The sequence below is a fragment of the Enterobacter ludwigii genome, from assembly GCA_023023105.1.
Taxonomy (GTDB): Bacteria; Pseudomonadota; Gammaproteobacteria; order Enterobacterales; family Enterobacteriaceae; genus Enterobacter; species Enterobacter adelaidei.
In genome coordinates this window covers 431,464-451,489 of sequence record CP083824.1, presented here as the reverse complement: position 1 = coordinate 451,489, position 20,026 = coordinate 431,464, and the positions used below count along the sequence as shown (strand labels likewise).

At 53.4% G+C, this 20,026-nt stretch carries 22 protein-coding genes; 11 read left to right on the top strand and 11 right to left on the bottom strand.

The window, feature by feature from the left end:
- Positions 1-14 precede the first annotated feature (14 nt).
- Entirely contained in the window at positions 15-1,514 is a 1,500-nt protein-coding gene (gene yjeM, locus LCD46_02110) for a glutamate/gamma-aminobutyrate family transporter YjeM (GenBank protein UOY71160.1), read from the bottom strand.
- 195 nt (positions 1,515-1,709) lie between these two features.
- Positions 1,710-2,687, bottom strand: a complete 978-nt coding sequence (gene epmA / locus LCD46_02105; protein UOY71159.1) for an elongation factor P--(R)-beta-lysine ligase — start codon at positions 2,685-2,687, stop codon at positions 1,710-1,712.
- Positions 2,688-2,997: 310 nt separating this feature from the next.
- On the opposite strand from epmA, the gene frdA reads away from it, so the two are divergent.
- From frdA to frdD, 4 genes are read left to right on the top strand one after another with little or no spacing between them, the layout of a single operon-like run.
- Complete coding sequence (gene frdA / locus LCD46_02100) at positions 2,998-4,788, top strand: fumarate reductase (quinol) flavoprotein subunit (protein ID UOY71158.1); 1,791 nt, start codon at positions 2,998-3,000, stop codon at positions 4,786-4,788.
- A complete protein-coding gene (gene frdB / locus LCD46_02095) occupies positions 4,781-5,515 on the top strand; it encodes a fumarate reductase iron-sulfur protein (protein UOY71157.1) in 735 nt (244 codons plus the stop codon). Before frdA ends, frdB begins: the two co-directional genes overlap by 8 nt.
- Positions 5,516-5,525: 10 nt before the next feature.
- The gene (gene frdC / locus LCD46_02090; GenBank protein UOY72871.1) at positions 5,526-5,921 is read left to right on the top strand and encodes a fumarate reductase subunit FrdC; all 396 of its coding nucleotides are present in this window, start codon (positions 5,526-5,528) and stop codon (positions 5,919-5,921) included.
- Between the two features lie 10 nt (positions 5,922-5,931).
- Positions 5,932-6,291, top strand: coding sequence for a fumarate reductase subunit FrdD (frdD, locus tag LCD46_02085; GenBank protein ID UOY71156.1), 360 nt, complete (start codon positions 5,932-5,934; stop codon positions 6,289-6,291).
- 30 nt (positions 6,292-6,321) lie between these two features.
- Here frdD and ampR read toward each other — a convergent pair whose 3' ends face one another.
- Positions 6,322-7,197, bottom strand: a complete 876-nt coding sequence (gene ampR, locus LCD46_02080; GenBank protein ID UOY71155.1) for a LysR family transcriptional regulator AmpR — start codon at positions 7,195-7,197, stop codon at positions 6,322-6,324.
- Between the two features lie 132 nt (positions 7,198-7,329).
- On the opposite strand from ampR, the gene blaACT reads away from it, so the two are divergent.
- Together blaACT and LCD46_02070 are read left to right on the top strand one after the other, a co-directional pair.
- A complete protein-coding gene (gene blaACT / locus LCD46_02075) occupies positions 7,330-8,475 on the top strand; it encodes an ACT family cephalosporin-hydrolyzing class C beta-lactamase (protein ID UOY71154.1) in 1,146 nt (381 codons plus the stop codon).
- Between the two features lie 95 nt (positions 8,476-8,570).
- Positions 8,571-9,101: a lipocalin family protein gene (locus tag LCD46_02070; GenBank protein ID UOY71153.1), complete on the top strand. Its 531-nt coding sequence runs from the start codon at positions 8,571-8,573 to the stop codon at positions 9,099-9,101.
- Here the strand turns inward: LCD46_02070 and sugE are convergent.
- The gene (gene sugE, locus LCD46_02065; protein ID UOY71152.1) at positions 9,098-9,415 is read right to left on the bottom strand and encodes a quaternary ammonium compound efflux SMR transporter SugE; all 318 of its coding nucleotides are present in this window, start codon (positions 9,413-9,415) and stop codon (positions 9,098-9,100) included. The genes LCD46_02070 and sugE overlap by 4 nt on opposite strands.
- A 262-nt stretch (positions 9,416-9,677) precedes the next feature.
- Here sugE and LCD46_02060 point away from each other — a divergent pair, with 262 nt between their 5' ends.
- Complete coding sequence (locus LCD46_02060; protein ID UOY71151.1) at positions 9,678-10,277, top strand: LuxR C-terminal-related transcriptional regulator; 600 nt, start codon at positions 9,678-9,680, stop codon at positions 10,275-10,277.
- Between the two features lie 37 nt (positions 10,278-10,314).
- On the opposite strand, the gene ecnB is transcribed toward LCD46_02060, so the two are convergent.
- From ecnB to efp, 3 genes are all read right to left on the bottom strand, one after another.
- Positions 10,315-10,461 carry a lipoprotein toxin entericidin B gene (ecnB, locus tag LCD46_02055; GenBank protein UOY71150.1) on the bottom strand — a complete coding sequence of 49 codons (147 nt, stop codon included), beginning with the start codon at positions 10,459-10,461 and terminating at the stop codon, positions 10,315-10,317.
- 108 nt (positions 10,462-10,569) lie between these two features.
- Positions 10,570-10,701: an entericidin A/B family lipoprotein gene (locus tag LCD46_02050; protein ID UOY71149.1), complete on the bottom strand. Its 132-nt coding sequence runs from the start codon at positions 10,699-10,701 to the stop codon at positions 10,570-10,572.
- A 58-nt stretch (positions 10,702-10,759) separates the two neighbouring features.
- The gene (gene efp, locus LCD46_02045) at positions 10,760-11,326 is read right to left on the bottom strand and encodes an elongation factor P (GenBank protein UOY71148.1); all 567 of its coding nucleotides are present in this window, start codon (positions 11,324-11,326) and stop codon (positions 10,760-10,762) included.
- Positions 11,327-11,366: 40 nt separating this feature from the next.
- Here efp and epmB point away from each other — a divergent pair, with 40 nt between their 5' ends.
- The gene (gene epmB / locus LCD46_02040; GenBank protein UOY71147.1) at positions 11,367-12,395 is read left to right on the top strand and encodes an EF-P beta-lysylation protein EpmB; all 1,029 of its coding nucleotides are present in this window, start codon (positions 11,367-11,369) and stop codon (positions 12,393-12,395) included.
- A 47-nt stretch (positions 12,396-12,442) separates the two neighbouring features.
- Here epmB and LCD46_02035 read toward each other — a convergent pair whose 3' ends face one another.
- The 3 genes from LCD46_02035 to LCD46_02025 form a co-directional block, all read right to left on the bottom strand.
- A complete protein-coding gene (locus tag LCD46_02035; GenBank protein ID UOY71146.1) occupies positions 12,443-12,796 on the bottom strand; it encodes a DUF4156 domain-containing protein in 354 nt (117 codons plus the stop codon).
- A gap of 134 nt (positions 12,797-12,930) precedes the next feature.
- Entirely contained in the window at positions 12,931-14,574 is a 1,644-nt protein-coding gene (gene groL, locus LCD46_02030; protein ID UOY71145.1) for a chaperonin GroEL, read from the bottom strand.
- 31 nt (positions 14,575-14,605) lie between these two features.
- Positions 14,606-14,899 (bottom strand): co-chaperone GroES, encoded by a 294-nt coding sequence (locus LCD46_02025; protein ID UOY71144.1) that lies wholly within the window; start codon positions 14,897-14,899, stop codon positions 14,606-14,608.
- A 179-nt stretch (positions 14,900-15,078) separates the two neighbouring features.
- Between LCD46_02025 and yjeH the strand changes: the two genes are divergently transcribed.
- Positions 15,079-16,317 (top strand): L-methionine/branched-chain amino acid transporter, encoded by a 1,239-nt coding sequence (gene yjeH, locus LCD46_02020; protein UOY71143.1) that lies wholly within the window; start codon positions 15,079-15,081, stop codon positions 16,315-16,317.
- 33 nt (positions 16,318-16,350) lie between these two features.
- Here yjeH and fxsA read toward each other — a convergent pair whose 3' ends face one another.
- The gene (gene fxsA, locus LCD46_02015) at positions 16,351-16,815 is read right to left on the bottom strand and encodes a membrane protein FxsA (protein UOY71142.1); all 465 of its coding nucleotides are present in this window, start codon (positions 16,813-16,815) and stop codon (positions 16,351-16,353) included.
- Between the two features lie 335 nt (positions 16,816-17,150).
- On the opposite strand from fxsA, the gene aspA reads away from it, so the two are divergent.
- Together aspA and LCD46_02005 are read left to right on the top strand one after the other, a co-directional pair.
- A complete protein-coding gene (gene aspA, locus LCD46_02010) occupies positions 17,151-18,587 on the top strand; it encodes an aspartate ammonia-lyase (protein UOY71141.1) in 1,437 nt (478 codons plus the stop codon).
- A gap of 115 nt (positions 18,588-18,702) precedes the next feature.
- Positions 18,703-20,004 carry an anaerobic C4-dicarboxylate transporter gene (locus LCD46_02005; protein UOY71140.1) on the top strand — a complete coding sequence of 434 codons (1,302 nt, stop codon included), beginning with the start codon at positions 18,703-18,705 and terminating at the stop codon, positions 20,002-20,004.
- Positions 20,005-20,026: the final 22 nt, after the last annotated feature.

The window sequence follows — 20,026 nt, the reverse complement described above, 5'->3', positions numbered from 1 at the left end:
GGGCGTTTTAACCGCTACACCGCTTCCGTGACGTACGCCACTGAGCGTCGGCGGTAATTCTCATAAATCCCCATCGCCAGCAGCGAGAAGAAGATCGGGCCGCCAACCATCCACATCGCGCTGTTCCAGTCATTCGCTTCAATCACCGGCTGAATGACAGTGAAGATATTCGCGAACGCCACCACCAGCACGACCACAGTCGTCGCCAGTAGCGTTGACGTGCGGGTTTTAAAAATCACAAACGGACGTTCAAGACCCTGCTTCGCTTTGAAGAACGGGAACGCCAGCGTCAGGAACAGATACGGCAGCGTCATTGACACGTTCGCCATCAGGGTCAGCTTGTTATAAAACGCTGACGCGGTATCACCGCCAAACGATACCAGCAGAATGAATACGCACACCAACAGACATTGCATCCACATCGCGTTGGCAGGCATTCCCGCCGTATTCAGTTGCGTCATACGCGCTGGCCACAGCGCTTTTGGCGTGCCCTGGATTATCGCTTTCAACGGCGAGTAGATAAGCGTAAAGAACGCGCCGGTATAGGCGAGGAACATTGACAGGCCGGTAATGCGCGCAAACCAGATGCCCATTGTCACCGCCGCTTCCGGCGTCAGGTTCATCGCCTGTCCCAGCGTCATTCCCAGGCTTTTCATCAACACATAAGTAATGTTGCCAAGGTTAGTGGTGTTGTTGCTCAACACCTGCTGCCAGTTGGTACTGACCCCCCAGAGGAAGATTGCCAGCGAATAGCCAATGGAAATGACGATGGCGGCAAATATAATCCCTTTCGCGAAGTTCTTTTCCGGGTTCTCCGTTTTGTCGACCAGACCACCTACCGCCTCGATACCACCGTAGGCGAAAATGGCGAATACCACAAAAGAGAGCATCGCAAGGCCGGACTGATAACTTGGGTTAGGCGAAGCAACAAAGTTCACCTCCTGCGCAAAGTGACCGCCGTTCAGGCACAGAATAGCGATACTGACCAGGAGCAGCACCAGATTCAAACACATCACTGCGATCCCGCCCACGGCGGTAATCCGGGCAATCTTATTGATGCCTTTAGACGCGACCAGCGTCACAACCACCATCCAGCAAACAGCCAGAATCCCGACCACCTGTGTAGAACTGAGGCCCGCCAGAGACCAGACCTGGGTTTTATCGCTACCGAAAACAAACGTCGAGAACGGTACCCAAACTTTGGCCGCTGTACTGACCATCCAGACAACGTAAGAGGAGAACCACATAAACGTGCCAATAAACGCGTAGCGCGGGCCGATACTGTTATTCATCCACGAGTAGATCCCTCCCTCTTCTTTCCGGTATGCCGACCCCATTTCCGCCATCATCAGCGCGAATGGGATGAAGAAGAACAGGGCTGAAACGATATAGAACGGCGTCGCACTGTAACCCATCAGGTAAAAGGCCGACGGACTATTAGCGAAGCCAAAGACGGAGGTAAAAATCATCAGGATGAGCCCGGTGAGGGTCATCTTTTTGAGTGAGTGGGACATAGAACCATCCAAAGGAAATTAATCTGCGCGGATGGTAGCAGAAGACCAGACAAAAATTGTGCCTATAGGGAGCAAATTAAGAAAAAGACCCGTGTATAGAGAATGTGGCAGTTTTTAATATTGTTATGCGAAATGGAAAGGAAAATTGCCACCGGGGGAGTAGGCCGGGCAAGCGCAGCGCCACCCGGCATTTTTTCAGGCACGATCGACCGTAAACGCAATCACATCGCCCAACTGTTCTGCACCCAGCGCCAGCATCACCAGGCGGTCAACACCCAGCGCCACGCCGGAGCAATCCGGCAAACCTGCTTTTAATGCCTCAAGCAGATTAACATCAATAGGCTGCTGCGGCAGACCGCGTGCGGCACGCTTACGGTTATCCTGCTCGAAGCGCTGCTGCTGTTCACGCGCGTCCGTCAATTCGTGGAAACCGTTCGCCAGCTCGATGCCTTTGTAATAGACCTCAAAACGCTCTGCCACACGATGATCTTCCGTGCTGATCTGCGCCAGAGACGCCTGGCTTGCCGGGAAGTGATAGACAAACGTCGGGCGGTCTTTGCCAATCTGCGGTTCAACGCCAAACGTGAACAGCAACTGCAGAAGCGTATCGCGATCTTCTTCAGTATCTGCCACATTGCTGAGATCCAGTTTTGCCGCCACTTCGCGCAATTGAGTCTTGTCTGCTGACAATGGATCGATTTCCAGATAGCGCTGGAAAGCCTGCTGATAGGAGAGAGTTTCCGCTTCTGAGCAATCCAGCACCTGCTGCAGCAGGTCATCCACCTCATTCATCAGACGGTACATATCATAGTGCGGACGATACCACTCCAGCATGGTGAATTCCGGATTGTGGTGACGCCCCATCTCTTCATTACGGAAGCTTCTGCACAGCTGATACACCGGACCGCATCCTGCCGCCAGCAGGCGTTTCATGTGGTATTCCGGGCTGGTCATCAGATACAAATTCATGCCCTGAGAGTGCCCCGGGCCAACAAAACGGGTTTCAAACGGGACCAGATGAATATCGGTTACCGTTGCCTGACTCATGCACGGCGTTTCCACCTCCAGGACTCCGCGGTCGGCAAAGAAACGGCGGATCGCCGTCATAATTGCAGCGCGTTTTAACAGATTTGGGATGGATGCGCTCGGCTGCCAGGTGGCCGTTTCGCTCATGGGTAATTCTCCGATTTCAGACAAGGGCACGAAGTCTACTCGTTAGCGGGGACAGAGACAAATTTTGCGCAGTAAAAACGCGCATTTCATTTAGGTGCGTAATTACGTGACGCAATTCATCAATCACGATGATAAATCACCGTACAGAACAGCAAAAAAATCGAACACGTCAAATTTCCCTGACATCTACACGGTTATACTGTTTTACCCATAAAGGAGCAGTGGAAACGCTTTCGCAATTGTCCCTTTGGGCAGGTGAACTACCTTTAGTTTGTCGCGTTGCGAAATAACAAAAATCTGGAGGAATGTCGTGCAAACTTTTCAAGCCGATCTTGCCGTAATTGGCGCTGGCGGTGCTGGATTACGTGCTGCGATTGCTGCAGCACAAGCTAATCCCAACGCTAAAATCGCATTGATTTCAAAAGTCTATCCAATGCGCAGCCACACGGTTGCAGCTGAAGGAGGGTCCGCCGCCGTCGCGCAGGATCATGACAGCTTTGAATACCATTTCCACGACACGGTTGCAGGGGGCGACTGGCTTTGCGAACAGGATGTGGTCGACTACTTTGTGCACCATTGTCCTACGGAGATGACCCAGCTTGAACAGTGGGGATGTCCGTGGAGCCGCCGTCCGGACGGCAGCGTCAACGTTCGCCGCTTCGGTGGGATGAAAATCGAACGTACCTGGTTCGCCGCCGATAAGACCGGCTTCCACATGCTGCATACTCTGTTCCAGACCTCTCTTCAGTTCCCACAAATTCAGCGCTTTGATGAACATTTCGTCCTCGACATTCTGGTTGATGACGGACAGGCTCGTGGCCTGGTGGCGATGAACATGATGGAAGGCACGCTCGTCCAGATCCGCGCTAATGCGGTGGTGATGGCAACGGGCGGTGCGGGCCGCGTGTATCGCTACAATACTAACGGCGGCATCGTCACCGGTGACGGTATGGGCATGGCGCTCAGCCACGGCGTACCGCTGCGCGATATGGAGTTCGTACAGTATCACCCGACCGGTCTGCCAGGCTCCGGCATTCTGATGACAGAAGGCTGCCGTGGTGAAGGCGGTATTCTGGTCAACAAAAATGGCTACCGCTATCTGCAGGATTACGGCATGGGCCCGGAAACCCCGCTTGGCGAGCCGAAAAACAAATACATGGAACTCGGTCCGCGCGACAAAGTCTCCCAGGCCTTCTGGCACGAGTGGCGCAAAGGCAACACCATCTCCACGCCACGCGGCGATGTGGTCTATCTCGACCTGCGTCACCTGGGTGAGAAGAAGCTGCTGGAACGCCTGCCGTTCATCTGCGAACTGGCAAAAGCATATGTCGGTGTTGATCCGGTGAAAGAACCGATTCCGGTACGTCCAACCGCGCACTACACCATGGGCGGGATCGAAACCGACCAACAGTGCGAAACCCGTATCAAAGGTCTGTTCGCCGTGGGTGAATGCTCCTCTGTGGGCCTGCACGGCGCCAACCGTCTGGGGTCTAACTCGCTGGCAGAACTGGTCGTCTTTGGCCGCATGGCGGGCGAGCGCGCAATGGAACGCGCGGCTACAGCGGGTGAAGCTAACGGTGCCGCGCTCGATGCTCAGGTTACTGACGTTGAAAAACGCCTGAAAGACCTGGTGAACCAGGAAGGTAACGAGAACTGGTCTAAGATCCGCGATGAAATGGGCCTGTCGATGGAAGAAGGCTGTGGTATCTACCGTACCCCTGAGCTGATGCAAAAAACTGTCGATAAGCTGGCGGAATTGCAGGAGCGTTTCAAACGTGTGCGCATTACTGATACCTCCAGCGTCTTCAACACCGACCTGCTCTATACCATCGAGCTGGGTCACGGCCTGAACGTGGCAGAATGTATGGCGCACTCTGCGCTGGCGCGCAAAGAGTCACGCGGGGCGCATCAGCGTCTTGATGAAGGCTGTACCGAACGTGACGACGTCAATTTCCTGAAACACACTCTCGCCTGGCGCGATGCAGATGGCACTACGCGTCTGGACTACAGCGACGTGAAAATCACCACGCTGCCACCAGCTAAACGCGTGTACGGCGCAGAAGCAGAAGCCGCCGAGAAGAAGGAGAAGGCGAATGGCTGAGATGCAAAAACTGAAAGTTGAAGTGGTGCGCTACAATCCGGAAGTGGACACCGCACCACATAGCGCTTTCTATGAAGTCCCCTATGACGAGCAAACCTCTCTGCTGGATGCGCTTGGCTATATCAAAGATAACCTCGCACCTGACCTGAGCTACCGCTGGTCCTGCCGCATGGCAATTTGCGGCTCCTGCGGCATGATGGTCAACAAGGTGCCGAAGCTGGCCTGTAAGACCTTCCTGCGGGATTACACCAAAGGCATCAAGGTTGAAGCGCTGGGCAACTTCCCGATCGAGCGCGATCTGGTGGTCGATATGACCCACTTTATCGAAAGCCTGGAAGCGATTAAGCCGTACATCATCGGCAACCCGCGCACGCCGGATCAGGGGCCAAACACCCAGACCCCGGCGCAGATGGCGAAATACCATCAGTTCTCCGGCTGCATCAACTGTGGTCTGTGCTACGCCGCCTGCCCGCAGTTCGGTCTGAATAAAGAGTTCATCGGCCCGGCGGCCATTACCCTGGCGCATCGCTATAACGAAGACAGCCGCGACCACGGTAAAAAAGAACGTATGGCGCAGCTTAACAGCCAGAACGGCGTCTGGAGCTGTACTTTTGTCGGCTACTGCTCTGAAGTCTGTCCGAAGCATGTCGATCCGGCCGCCGCCATTCAGCAGGGTAAAGTGGAAAGCTCGAAAGACTTTCTTATCGCTACCCTGAAACCACGCTAAGGAGTGCATGATGACGACTAAACGCAAAGCCTATGTACGGCCTGTGCCGTCCACCTGGTGGAAAAATCTGCCGTTTTATCGCTTCTATATGCTGCGTGAAGGCACAGCGGTGCCGGCGGTCTGGTTCAGTCTTGAACTGATGTACGGTGTTTTCGCCCTCAAGCATGGTCCGGAAACCTGGGCAAGCTTTGTTGGTTTTCTACAAAACCCGATCATTGTTGTCCTGAACCTGATTGTGCTCGCGGCTGCGTTGCTTCATACCAAGACCTGGTTTGAACTGGCGCCAAAAGCGGCGAACATTATCGTAAAAGGCGAGAAAATGGGGCCAGAGCCGGTGATTAAAGGGCTCTGGGCAGTGACGATTCTGGTCACTGTGGTCATTCTGTTTGTCGCACTGTTCTGGTAAGGAGACTACTGTGATCAATCCAAATCCAAAACGTTCTGACGAGCCGGTCTTCTGGGGGCTGTTTGGCGCTGGCGGCATGTGGAGTGCCATCATCGCACCGGTGATCATCCTGCTGGTCGGCATTATGCTGCCGCTGGGGCTGTTCCCGGGCGATGCACTGAGCTACGAACGCGTACTGGCGTTTGCGGGCAGCTTTATCGGCCGCGTATTTATCTTCCTGATGATCGTCCTGCCGCTGTGGTGTGGCCTGCACCGTATTCACCATGCGATGCATGACCTGAAAATCCATGTTCCGAGTGGTAAATGGGTGTTCTACGGCCTGGCAACCATTCTGACCGTGGTAACGCTGATTGCCGTGGTCACCATCTGACCCTTCTGGCCCGCCCTCCGGCGGGCCTTTTTATTTCTGCATTTTGCCCACCAGCCACTGCGCAAACTCACGCATTGCCGGGGTTTCGGCTCTCGACTGTAGTCTTGTTAACCAGTAACTGCCCAGATCAATCTGTGTGGCAAACGGCTGCACAATACGCTCGCTGTTGAGCAAATGCGTAAACATATCGACCGGAGCGATCGCAATTCCCACACCGGCCTGCGCAGCTTCCAGCATGGTGACAGACGAATCAAACACCATCACCCGATGCGTGGGTGACGGGGGATTCTCCCCCGCCGCCTGCATCCACGCCGACCACTCATCACGTCGGTAGGAGCGCAGCAGGGTAAATTTCAGAATGTCGGCCGGAGTATGTAAACCGGCGGCGATATCAGGTGAGCAAAGCGGGGCCAGCGGCGCATGACAAAGAAACTGCGCTTCGGTACCGTGCCATGCTCCGCCACCATAGCGGATCGTGTAATCAAGCCCCTCAGCCGCCGGATCAACGCGATTGTTATGGGTTGAAAGGTGAAGATCGATATGCGGAGAGCAGCGGCGGAAATCAGACAACCGCGAGAATAAAAAACCGGTCGCGAAGGTTCCTACCACACCAATTTTGAGTTTCTCCTGCGCACGATGGCTGGCAAAGCGATCCAGCATTCCGGCGATACGATCGAACGAATCGTTAAGCACTGGCAGCAAATTCTCACCTTCCGTCGTCAGCATCAACCCGCGCGAAACGCGAACAAAAAGCTGGCAGTTCAGATGCTGTTCCAGCGTCTTAACATGCTGGCTGATAGCAGAATGGGTAACATTCAGCTCTATCGCGGCATGAGTAAAACTGAGATGCCTTGCGGCTGCTTCGAAAGCACGAAGCGAATTAAGCGGGAGATAGCTGCGAGTCATCGGCCCATCCGTTAGAAAAATTAACAGCTAATGCTAAATTTAACCGTTTGTCAGCGACAGTCAAATCCCACAGACTACAGCTGTCTGACGGGCCCGGACACTCCTTTGACCTGCTATTACGGAAGATAACTGATGATGAAAAAATCCCTTTGCTGCGCCCTGTTACTCAGCACCTCCTGCTCCGTCTTTGCTGCACCGATGTCAGAAAAACAGCTGGCTGCAGTGGTCGAACGTACCGTTACCCCGCTGATGAAAGCGCAGACCATCCCGGGGATGGCGGTCGCCGTAATTTATCAGGGTCAGCCGTACTACTTTACCTTCGGCAAAGCCGATATCGCGGCGAACAAACCTGTTACCCCGCAAACGTTGTTCGAGCTGGGTTCTATAAGTAAAACCTTCACCGGCGTCCTGGGTGGCGATGCCATTGCTCGCGGTGAAATTTCGCTGAGCGATCCGGTAACAAAATACTGGCCTGAGCTGACAGGCAAGCAGTGGCAGGGAATTCGCATGCTGGATCTGGCTACCTATACTGCGGGTGGTCTGCCATTACAGGTACCGGATGAGGTGACCGATAACGCCTCTCTGCTGCGCTTCTATCAGGACTGGCAGCCAGAGTGGAAGCCGGGAACCACGCGTCTTTATGCGAACGCCAGTATTGGTCTTTTTGGCGCCCTTGCGGTCAAACCTTCCGGCATGAACTATGAGCAGGCCATAACGACGCGGGTCTTTAAGCCGCTCAAGCTGGACCATACGTGGATTAACGTTCCGGAATCTGAACAAGAGCATTACGCCTGGGGATACCGTGACGGTAAAGCCGTCCACGTTTCTCCGGGCATGCTGGATGCCGAAGCCTATGGTGTGAAAACCAACGTCAAAGATATGGCGAGCTGGGTGATGGCGAACATGTCTCCCGATACTCTGCAGGATACCTCTCTGAAGCAAGGTATCGCCCTTGCGCAATCCCGATACTGGCGCGTAGGTGCCATGTATCAAGGGTTAGGCTGGGAGATGCTGAACTGGCCGGTAGAGGCCAAAACCGTGGTCGAGGGTAGCGATAATAAGGTTGCCCTGGCACCGTTGCCTGCGGTAGAAGTGAATCCCACGGCCACTCCGGTAAAAGCGTCCTGGGTGCATAAAACGGGCTCTACTGGCGGGTTTGGCAGCTATGTGGCGTTTATTCCAGAAAAGCAGCTTGGCATTGTGATGCTGGCGAATAAAAGCTACCCGAACCCGGCACGAGTTGAGGCGGCATATCATATCCTCGACGCGCTGAAGTAAAACATTGCCGGGTGGCGACTCTGCTTACCCGGCAAAACACCCCGCATTTTCCTTGCCGTCATCTACACTTAACAAAAAACAGTAAGGAAACTCCTATGCGCATTCTGCCTGTTATCGCCGCGGTGACAGCCGCGTTTTTAGTGGTTGCCTGTAGTTCCCCTACCCCACCTTCTGGCGTTACCGTTGTCACGCCTTTCGATGCACAACGCTTCCTCGGAACATGGTATGAAATCGCCCGCCTGGACCATCGGTTTGAACGGGGCTTAGAGAAAGTCACTGCGAATTACAGTCCGATGGATGATGGCGGTATTCAGGTGATCAACAGGGGCTATAATCCCGACCGGGAGATGTGGCAGCAGTCGACAGGAAAAGCATACTTCACTGGCGATCCACGGAGGGCCGCGCTCAAAGTCTCCTTCTTTGGCCCCTTCTATGGCGGCTACAACGTAATAGCACTCGACAAAGAGTACCGCCATGCGCTGGTTTGCGGGCCGGATCGCAACTACCTGTGGATACTCTCCCGCACGCCAACCATCTCGTCTGAGATGAAACAGCAGATGCTGGATGTTGCGACCCGGCAGGGGTTTGATGTGTCAAAACTCATCTGGGTAGAACAACCCCATTAATGCGTGCTGAGTTTCAACCCAATGATACCGGCCACGATCAGAGCGAGGCTGGCGATACGTGCCAGGCTCGCTGACTCTCCCAGCAGCAGAATGCCCGTGATGGCAGCGCCTACGGCACCAATGCCAGTCCAGACAGCATAAGCCGTTCCCACAGGCAAAGAACGCATCGCCCACGACAACAGGACGATACTGACTATCATCGCGGTAACGGTAATGACGCTGGGCGTCAGACGGGTAAATCCATGGGTGTACTTGAGACCAATCGCCCATACCACTTCGAGCAGGCCGGCAATTAAAAGAACGATCCAGGACATTTAAGGCTCCTTAACTTACAGGTAAGTTGGGGCCGTCCCCGGTGAAAGATACGCTTACGGGTCGTCCCGTAAGGCAAAGATTACGCCCTTTATTTTGCTTAGCGTGCGATTTTTTTTCAATCCCTTTCTGCTGAACACGTTAAGGCAAGAAATAGCCGCAGTATGGCGCGGAGTTCAGGCATTTACCACTCATCTGACTTCTCTATGATGATGTGCTTTCTGATGGCAGGAAGCCAAACCACTAGCCGACTGCGAATAAAATATGTTCAAAATTCTATTGATTGACCGTTGTCACTTCACCCGCGCAGGGTTTGAAGCATGGCTCAATCACTCCGGTTTGTTCCCTGGGCACTACGTTGTGACCGGGCTGAATAATCTATTTCTTGCCAGAGAGCACATTCTGCAATGGAAACCCAATCTGGTTATCGCTGACCTGTACGGCTTCAGGCAGGATATTCACCATTTCCAACAGCTCTCTACCCTACTTAACGCCAGTGAAAAATTGCCTTTTATCTTGCTGCAATCGGGAGAAGACAACAGCATGACGGACTGGCTCGGGCAGTTCCCGGTTTGGTCGTCATTGTTGAAAAACGCCAGCCTCGAAGAAGTCGCAACGGTTATCAACGACGCATTAGTCTCGCGCGCAAGCGCTGACAGGCCGACGACGGCGGCCCCCTTGCTGACCCGGCAGGAAGAGAAAGTGCTGACATTGTGGATGGACGGTGCGAGCAATCAGAAAATTGCCGCTCACCTGAGTATCAACGGGAAAACGGTCTATACCTATAAACGAAATATCCGCATGAAACTGCATATGGATACGCGTTTTTCACCGTTTTTATCCTTGCAGGAATCAGAAAGCTGACGGTACGAAACCCATCAGGTCCCGTACCGTTTGTTAATTACTGCTGGGCTTTTGTTGCCGCACCAGAGATTGCGCTACCACCTTCAGAAATATCCTGACCGACGCCACGCGTGGTATTACAGGCCGTTAACACCGAAGAAAGTACCAGGACTGAAAAGATCGCTGCAATTGTCTTCTTAACCATAATATCTTCCTTTTATAGCCAAAGTTGTTTTGTGTATAGCAACTTAAGAATAGACAAGATCCCGTCGGCTGACGGAAAAGGAAGCATTTTTAGGAAAATTAGACGAACTTAGCTGGCGGCGTGAGAAATGATATGACCGAGATCCTGGATATCTTGTCCCATTCCACGCGTGGTGTTACAGCCGGAGAGTAATGCGCTGGAAAGCGCTAACAGAAGCAGAATTTTAACGGTACGTTTCATCATCCCTGCCTGTAAAAATCAGGCGCAGCGGGCGCTGCGCCTTCAATCATCACGTAAATTACTTCACGCGGGATACGTATTCGCCGGAGCGGGTATCCACTTTGATCACTTCGCCAGTCTGAACGAACAGTGGAACTTTAACCACTGCGCCGGTAGACAGTTTGGCTGGCTTACCACCGGTACCTGCGGTGTCGCCTTTCAGACCTGGATCGGTTTCAACGATTTCCAGCTCAACGAAGTTAGGTGGGGTCACAGCGATAGGCTGGCCATTCCACAGGGTCACGATGCACTCGGCCTGATCCAGCAGCCATTTCGCGCTGTCACCTACCGCTTTCTCATCAGCAGACAGCTGTTCGAAAGTAGAGTTGTTCATGAAATGATAGAACTCACCGTCGTTGTACAGATAGGTCAGGTTCATATCAACAACATCAGCGCCTTCAGCGGAGTCAGTAGACTTGAAGGTTTTCTCAACACGGGTACCGGTCAGCAGACGGCGCAGCTTAACGCGTGCGAATGCCTGGCCTTTACCTGGTTTAACGAATTCGCTGGCTTCAACCGCGTACGGTTCGCCGTCCATCATGATTTTAAGACCAGCACGAAAATCGTTGCTATAGTACGTTGCCATAAGGCCCTCTAAATTTGTTAACTGGTAGCTAAGCCACAAAATGGCGCATATTGTAACCCTAAACACCCCGTCCAGAGAAGATTGGTTATCGCAACTTGCCGATGTAATCACCAGTCCTGATGAATTGCTGCGTCTTTTAGACCTCGATCAGCACCCAGAGTTGCTTGCAGGACGCGAGGCAAAGCGCCTTTTCGCCCTGCGCGTTCCCCGTGCGTTTGTGGCACGGATGGAGAAAGGCAACCCCGACGATCCACTTTTAAAACAAACACTTACTTCGCAGAATGAATTTGTCACCGCGCCGGGTTATAGCACCGATCCTCTGGAAGAGCAGAACAGTGTGGTGCCAGGTTTACTGCATAAGTATCTCAACCGAGCCCTGCTGCTGGTAAAAGGTGGCTGCGCGGTAAATTGTCGTTATTGCTTCCGTCGGCACTTCCCGTATGCGGAAAATCAGGGCAATAAACGCAACTGGCAGGTCGCGCTGGACTATATTGCCGCCCATCCGGAGCTGGACGAGATTATTTTTTCCGGTGGCGATCCGCTGATGGCGAAAGATCACGAGCTGGACTGGCTGCTGACTCAGCTTGAAGCCATCCCGCACATTAAGCGTCTGCGCATTCACAGCCGTTTACCGATTGTCATTCCGGCGCGTATCACTGACGGCCTGGTGTCGCGCCTGGAGCAGTCTCGACTGCAGGTGCTGCTGGTGAACCACATTAACCACGCGAACGAAATTGGCGATGATTTTCGCGCGGCGATGGCGCGTCTGCGTAAAGCGGGCGTGACGCTGCTAAACCAGAGCGTGCTGCTGCGTGGCGTGAATGATAGCGCCCACGTGCTGGCTGACCTGAGCAATGCCCTGTTTGATGCCGGAGTAATGCCCTATTACCTGCACGTGCTGGATCGCGTTCAGGGTGCGGCACATTTCATGGTAACGGATGAAGAAGCCCGGCAGATTATGCGCGAACTGTTAACGCTGGTTTCAGGCTATATGGTGCCGAAACTGGCACGTGAGATTGGCGGTGAGCCAAGCAAGACGCCGCTGGATTTACAGTTGCGGCAGCACTAATTTCCCCTCACCCTAACCCTCTCCCAACGGGAGAGGGAAAAAGGCAATCAGTTCGGGCACTTGTAGACCTGGCCATTCATCTGGCTGGCGGTCGGCACGAAGCTGGACAGCATACTCTGCGTTGGGCTGCTTACGCCGTAAATCACGTTCCCACCCATGGCCGCAGCCTGGTTACGCAGGGCATTCGCCGCACCGCGCATAGAACCACCTTCCTCGCCATGCTGACCTGACATCCAGTTGCTTTGCTCACCGGTTGCGGTGCCTAACAGCTGACATTCACTGCCAGGCTTATCTTCCACAAAGCGAACGCCCTGGCCCGCTGCCGACAGTTCATTGCTGGAGCTACAACCCGCCAGCAGCAATGCTGCTCCTACGATCCCTGCACAGACTTTTACGCGCATGTTATTCCTCGTTTTCAATAAGCTGGACAGTAGTTGTCCGTGTGTAAACCTTATACCTAAAAGATGACCAAAAGAAAAACCCCCGAGCATTTCTGCCCGGGGGTTTTTCACATTCTACGACGTAGAACGCACGATTACATCATGCCGCCCATACCGCCCATGCCGCCCATACCAGCAGCACCTAAGTCAGGTGCGTCGCCTTTAGGCATGTCGGTCACCATGCACTCGGTAGTGATCATCAGGCCAGCAACAGATGCCGCGTACTGCAGAGCAGAACGGGTCACTTTAGTTGGGTCCAGGATACCGAAGTCGATCATGTTGCCGTATTCTTCAGTCGCTGCGTTGTAACCGTAGTTACCTTCGCCCGCTTTCACGTTGTTCGCAACCACAGATGGCTCTTCACCGGCGTTGGATACGATCTGACGCAGAGGTGCTTCCATTGCACGCAGTGCAACTTTGATACCCACGTTCTGATCTTCGTTCTGCGCAGTCAGGCCAGCCAGTTTAGCGGCAACGCGCACCAGCGCAACACCACCACCAGCAACCACGCCTTCTTCTACCGCAGCACGGGTCGCGTGCAGGGCATCGTCAACGCGTGCTTTCTTCTCTTTCATTTCAACTTCGGTCGCTGCGCCCACTTTGATTACGGCAACACCGCCTGCCAGTTTCGCTACGCGCTCCTGCAGTTTTTCACGGTCGTAATCAGAGGTGGCTTCTTCGATCTGCTTACGGATCTGACCAACGCGGCCCTGAATAGCGGCTTCTTCACCTACGCCATCAATGATGGTGGTGGTGTCTTTGTTGATCACAACACGTTTAGCCTGGCCGAGGTCTTCCAGGGTCGCTTTTTCCAGCTCCATACCGATCTCTTCAGAGATAACGGTACCGCCAGTCAGAGTAGCGATATCCTGAAGCATCGCTTTACGGCGATCGCCGAAGCCAGGTGCTTTCACCGCAGCCACTTTCACGATACCACGCATGGTGTTAACCACCAGGGTCGCCAGCGCTTCGCCTTCAACGTCTTCAGCGATGATAACCAGCGGTTTGCCTGCTTTCGCAACGGCTTCCAGCACTGGCAGCATTTCGCGGATGTTGGAGATTTTCTTGTCAGCCAGCAGGATGAACGGGCTTTCCAGTTCAACAGCACCAGTCTCTGGCTTGTTGATGAAGTATGGGGACAGGTAACCGCGGTCGAACTGCATACCTTCAACCACGTCCAGTTCGTCTTCCAGACCGGTACCGTCTTCAACGGTGATGACGCCTTCTTTACCGACTTTGTCCATCGCTTCCGCGATCAGTTTACCTACGGTTTCGTCGGAGTTAGCGGAGATGGTACCTACCTGAGCAATCGCTTTAGAGTCAGAGCATGGTACAGACAGCGTTTTCAGTTCTTCAACCGCAGCAGCGACAGCTTTGTCGATACCACGTTTCAGATCCATTGGGTTCATGCCCGCAGCAACGGCTTTCAGACCTTCGGTGATGATAGCCTGCGCCAGTACGGTCGCGGTGGTGGTACCGTCGCCAGCAGCGTCGTTCGCTTTAGAGGCAACTTCTTTCACCATCTGCGCACCCATGTTTTCAAACTTGTCTTCCAGCTCGATTTCACGTGCAACGGAAACACCATCTTTGGTGATGGTTGGCGCGCCGAAGGATTTATCCAGCACTACGTTACGGCCTTTCGGGCCCAGAGTTACTTTAACTGCATCTGCCAGTACGTTTACGCCGCGGAGCATTTTTACACGAGCGTCGTTACCGAATTTTACGTCTTTAGCTGCCATGTTCTTATTTCCTCAAATTCTCGTGCGTAAATTACGCTTCAACAATTGCCAGAATGTCGCTCTCGGACATGATCAACACTTCTTCATTGTCGATCTTCTCGGATTTCACGCCGTAGCCATCGTTGAAAATTACGATGTCACCAACTTTAACGTCCAGTGGCTGCACAGTTCCGTTTTCCAGGATGCGGCCCTTACCGACAGCGATGATTTCGCCACGCGTTGATTTGGCTGCTGCAGAACCGGTCAGAACGATACCGCCAGCAGACTTGGTTTCAACTTCTTTACGTTTGACGATCACACGATCATGTAACGGACGAATACTCATTGATAGCTCTCCTTTGAGAAAGTCATTATCAGTTATGGATGACGCCGGCCCGCATGCGGTTTTCCGACTAGTGCCCTGAGAGATGGGGATAGCTTTTTACCCCTTCAAGGGGGAGTTGAAAAAAAAATTTGCGAAAGTGTTACCATCGCCTCTCTTTTAGTACTGGCAGGGCGATGTCAATGAGTGGACTCAAGCAGGAGTTGGGGCTGGCGCAAGGCGTTGGCCTGCTCTCAACCTCCTTGTTAGGGACGGGCGTGTTTGCCGTACCCGCACTGGCGGCGATGGTTGCCGGAAATAACAGCCTGTGGGCGTGGCCGGTACTGATTGCGCTGGTTTTCCCAATAGCCATTGTGTTTGCCATCCTGGGGCGACATTTTCCCAGCGCGGGCGGCGTGGCGCATTTTGTCGGGCTGGCCTTTGGCCCGCGGTTGCAGCGTGTTACCGGCTGGCTGTTTCTCTCCGTCATTCCGGTTGGCCTGCCTGCGGCGCTTCATATTGCGACCGGCTTTGGCCAGGCGTTGTTTGGTTGGCATAACGAGCAACTGCTGTTGGCCGAACTGGGTACGCTGGCGATTGTCTGGTGGGTCGGTTCGCGCGGAGCCAGTTCCAGTGCCAATCTGCAAACGCTGGTCGCAATCCTTATCGTCGCACTGATTGTCGCTATCTGGTGGGCAGGAAATCTCACCGTAGCGGAAATTCCCTTCCCGGCACTCAAGGATGTCGACCATTCGCAGCTTTTCGCTGCGCTCTCCGTCATGTTCTGGTGCTTTGTTGGACTTGAAGCGTTCGCTCATCTGGCTTCTGAGTTTACGCAACCTGAACGCGATTTCCCGCGCGCGCTGATGATTGGTCTGTTGTTGGCGGGAACGGTCTATTGGGCGTGTACCGTGCTTGTGTTGCACTTTAACGCATTCGGGGCGGATAAAGCGGCTGCCGCCTCGCTACCAGGCATTGTGGTGCAATTGTTTGGGGTGAAAGCCCTTTGGGTGGCCTGCGTGATTGGTTATCTCGCCTGTTTTGCCAGCCTCAATATCTACATTCAGAGTTTTGCCCGCCTGGTGTGGTCGCAAGCGTTGTATAAGCCTGAAAGCCGGCTCGCGCGTCTGTCAAAACGCCAGCTTCCATTAACTGCTCTGAATGCCGTGCTGGGTTGTTGCGTGCTGAGTACGCTGTGTATTTACGCCCTGAATATCAATCTGGATGCGCTGATCGTCTACGCCAACGGCATTTTCATTATGATCTATCTGCTGTGCATGCTGTCGGGTTGTCGGCTGCTGAAAGGTCGCTACAAAGTACTGGCGGTCATCGGAGGCGTGCTTTGCCTGTTACTACTGGCGATGGTGGGATGGAAGAGCGTGTACGCTATTGTCATGCTGGTAGGGCTGTGGCTGTTTTTACCAAAACGGCAGAATCCGTAGGCCCGGTAAGCGAAGCGCCACCGGGCAAAAAAATCACCGATCGTCTTTATGGTCTAAACGGTCGTGCTGTTCATCCTTACGCTGATACTCCCCTTCAAACGTATCACCCGGGCCGGTGCTGAACCCACCGCCCGGCATACGGCTAAAGCGCAGATGCGGCAGCAGCTTCATGGTCAGGTGCTTTTGCACCGGTGGCAGAAGCAATAAAAGGCCGAGGAAGTCGGTGAAGAACCCCGGCAGAATCAGCAGCAGACCCGCAATAATCAGAGACACGCTTTTGATCATCTCCGCGGCCGGGCTTTCACCAGCAGCCATCTTCTGCTGCATTATCAGGAAATTTTTGAAACCCTGATTACGCACCAGCGACATGCCGATGACAGAGGTGAAAATCACCAGAATCAGCGTCAGCAGGACGCCCAGCACATGGGCAACCTGGATGAAAATGGAAATCTCAATGTAAACATAGAGAAAGAAAGCAATAAACGGTATCCAGCGCACTGGCATCTCCTGTGTGGCAGGTGCCGTTGGGCCCCTGTCTGAATGTGTTCGCGACGCGCGTTTGTATGAGATGGTGACGGTTAGCGAAATTTCAATCAGTTTGCACGGATATTTTTTTTGGAAATATTAAAGCGGTGACTCATTTCACAGATTAATAATTATCATGGAATCGGCTCGATAATAAGTGATCCAGCTTACGGCAATTCGCTATCATCAGCATATGATCTCGAGCATCTGGCTGATTGAGGGAATAATCGTCGGTCAGAAAATATTCAAAACCACATTAATACTGTGTGTTTAGTACAATCCATCGGCAGCTTGAAAAGAAGGTTCACATGTTAAACAACATTCGTATCGAAGAAGACTTGTTGGGTACCAGGGAAGTTCCAGCGGATGCCTACTACGGTGTCCACACTCTGAGAGCGATTGAAAACTTCTACATCAGCAACAGCAAAATCAGCGACATCCCTGAATTTGTCCGTGGCATGGTGATGGTGAAAAAAGCCGCAGCACTGGCCAACAAAGAGCTGCAAACCATTCCTAAAAGCGCGGCAAATGCGATTATCGCGGCCTGCGATGAAGTGCTGAACAACGGCAAATGCATGGACCAGTTCCCGGTTGACGTCTATCAGGGCGGCGCGGGCACTTCTGTCAACATGAATACCAACGAAGTACTGGCAAACATTGGCCTGGAGCTGATGGGTCACCAGAAAGGTGAATACCAGTACCTGAACCCGAACGACCACGTTAATAAATGCCAGTCCACCAACGACGCCTACCCTACCGGTTTCCGTATCGCGGTGTATGCCTCCGTGGTGAAACTGGTGGACGCGATTAACCAGCTGGGCGATGGCTTCCAGCGTAAAGCGGTTGAGTTCCAGGATATCCTGAAAATGGGTCGTACCCAATTACAGGACGCAGTGCCAATGACCCTCGGCCAGGAATTCCACGCGTTTAACGTGCTGCTCAACGAAGAAACGAAAAACCTGCTGCGCACCTCCGAGTTGCTGCTTGAAGTGAACCTGGGCGCAACTGCCATCGGTACACGTCTGAACACTCCAGATGGCTATCAGCAACTGGCGGTACAGAAACTGGCTGAAGTCTCTAACCTGCCGGTTGTCCCTGCAGAAGACCTGATTGAAGCGACCTCCGACTGCGGCGCTTACGTGATGGTACACAGCGCCCTGAAACGTCTGGCGGTGAAACTGTCCAAAATCTGTAACGACCTGCGCCTGCTCTCCTCTGGTCCGCGTGCGGGTCTGAACGAAATCAACCTGCCAGAACTGCAGGCGGGTTCGTCCATCATGCCAGCCAAAGTGAACCCGGTTGTGCCTGAAGTGGTGAACCAGGTCTGCTTCAAAGTCATCGGTAACGACACGACCGTGACCATGGCCTCTGAAGCGGGTCAGTTGCAGCTGAACGTGATGGAACCAGTGATTGGCCAGGCGATGTTTGAATCCATCCACATCCTGACCAACGCCTGCTACAACCTGCTGGAAAAATGCATTAACGGCATCACAGCGAATAAAGAAGTCTGTGAAGGTTATGTCTACAACTCCATCGGGATCGTCACCTACCTCAACCCGTTCATCGGCCACCACAACGGTGACATCGTCGGTAAGATTTGCGCCGAAACCGGTAAGAGCGTACGTGAAGTGGTGCTGGAACGCGGACTGTTGACCGAAGCCGAGCTGGACGATATTTTCTCGGCCCAAAACCTGATGCACCCGGCATATAAAGCGAAACGATATACCGATGAAAGCGAACAGTAACCGTTCAGGCTAGGCTTCTTAAGGCACGTCACTTGTGACGTGCCTTTTTTCTTTATAAGCGTTACCAAAATACAACAATTCAATATCAACTTGTTAATAAGCAAGGCAGGTCCTTATGTTTGGAGCAGAACTCGTCATCGTCTTGTTGGCGATTTATTTGGGAGCAAGACTCGGGGGTATCGGCATCGGTTTTGCCGGCGGTCTCGGGGTGCTCGTTCTTACCCTTATCTTTCAGATCAAACCCGGTGCAATACCTTTTGACGTTATCGAAATCATCATGGCAGTTATTGCCGCTATCGCAGCGATGCAGGTGGCAGGCGGTATGGACTACCTGGTGAGTCTGGCGGAGCGTATGCTGCGCCGCCATCCAAAATACATCACCTTCCTTGCCCCACTGGTGACCTGGTTTATGACCATTCTCGCGGGAACCGGACACACCGCATTCTCCACGTTGCCGGTGATTACCGAAGTGGCGAAAGAGCAAGGTATTCGTCCTTCTCGTCCGCTCTCCATTGCGGTAGTTGCGTCGCAGATTGCAATCACCGCGTCGCCAATTTCCGCTGCCGTAGTCTTCTTCGCCGGTATTCTTGAACCGATGGGCGTGAGTTACCTGACGCTGCTGGCGATCTGTATTCCAGTGACGCTGATTGCGGTGATGATTACTGCCGTACTGTGTAACTTCCTTGGCGCCGAACTGAAAGACGATCCGGTGTATCAGGAACGTCTGGCTAAGGGTGAAGTGAAACTGCGTGGTAGCCAGGTCTTCGAACTGAAACCGCATGCAAAACGCTCCGTATTGCTGTTCCTGATCGGTATCGTCGCAGTCATGTTCTACGCGACCGCCATCAGTGACACGGTGGGCTTGATCCAGAACCCGGTGCTGCCGCGTAACGAAGCGATTGTGGTGTTCATGTTGACCATCGCTACGCTGATTAGCATCACCTGCAAAATTGACACCAGCGAAGTGCTGAACGCCAGCACCTTTAAATCCGGTATGAGCGCCTGTGTCTGCGTACTGGGCGTTGCATGGCTCGGTGATACCTTCGTGAAAGCACACATCAGCGACATTCAGACCGTTGCGGGTGACCTGCTGCACAACTACCCATGGCTGTTGGCGGTAGTCCTGTTCTTCGCCGCTACCCTGCTTTACTCTCAGGCGGCGACCACCAAAGCACTGATGCCTGCAGCACTGATGCTGGGCGTAACGCCACTGACGGCAATCGCTTCGTTTGCGGCGGTTTCTGCTCTGTTTGTTCTTCCAACCTATCCAACTCTGCTGGCCGCAGTGGAGATGGACGACACCGGCTCAACCCGTATCGGTAAATACGTGTTTAACCATGCGTTCCTGATCCCGGGTGTGGTCGCCATTACGTTGTGCGTGATCCTCGGATTTATCATCGGCGGCATCGTGCTGTAAACCATACGTTGTTGTAAAAATA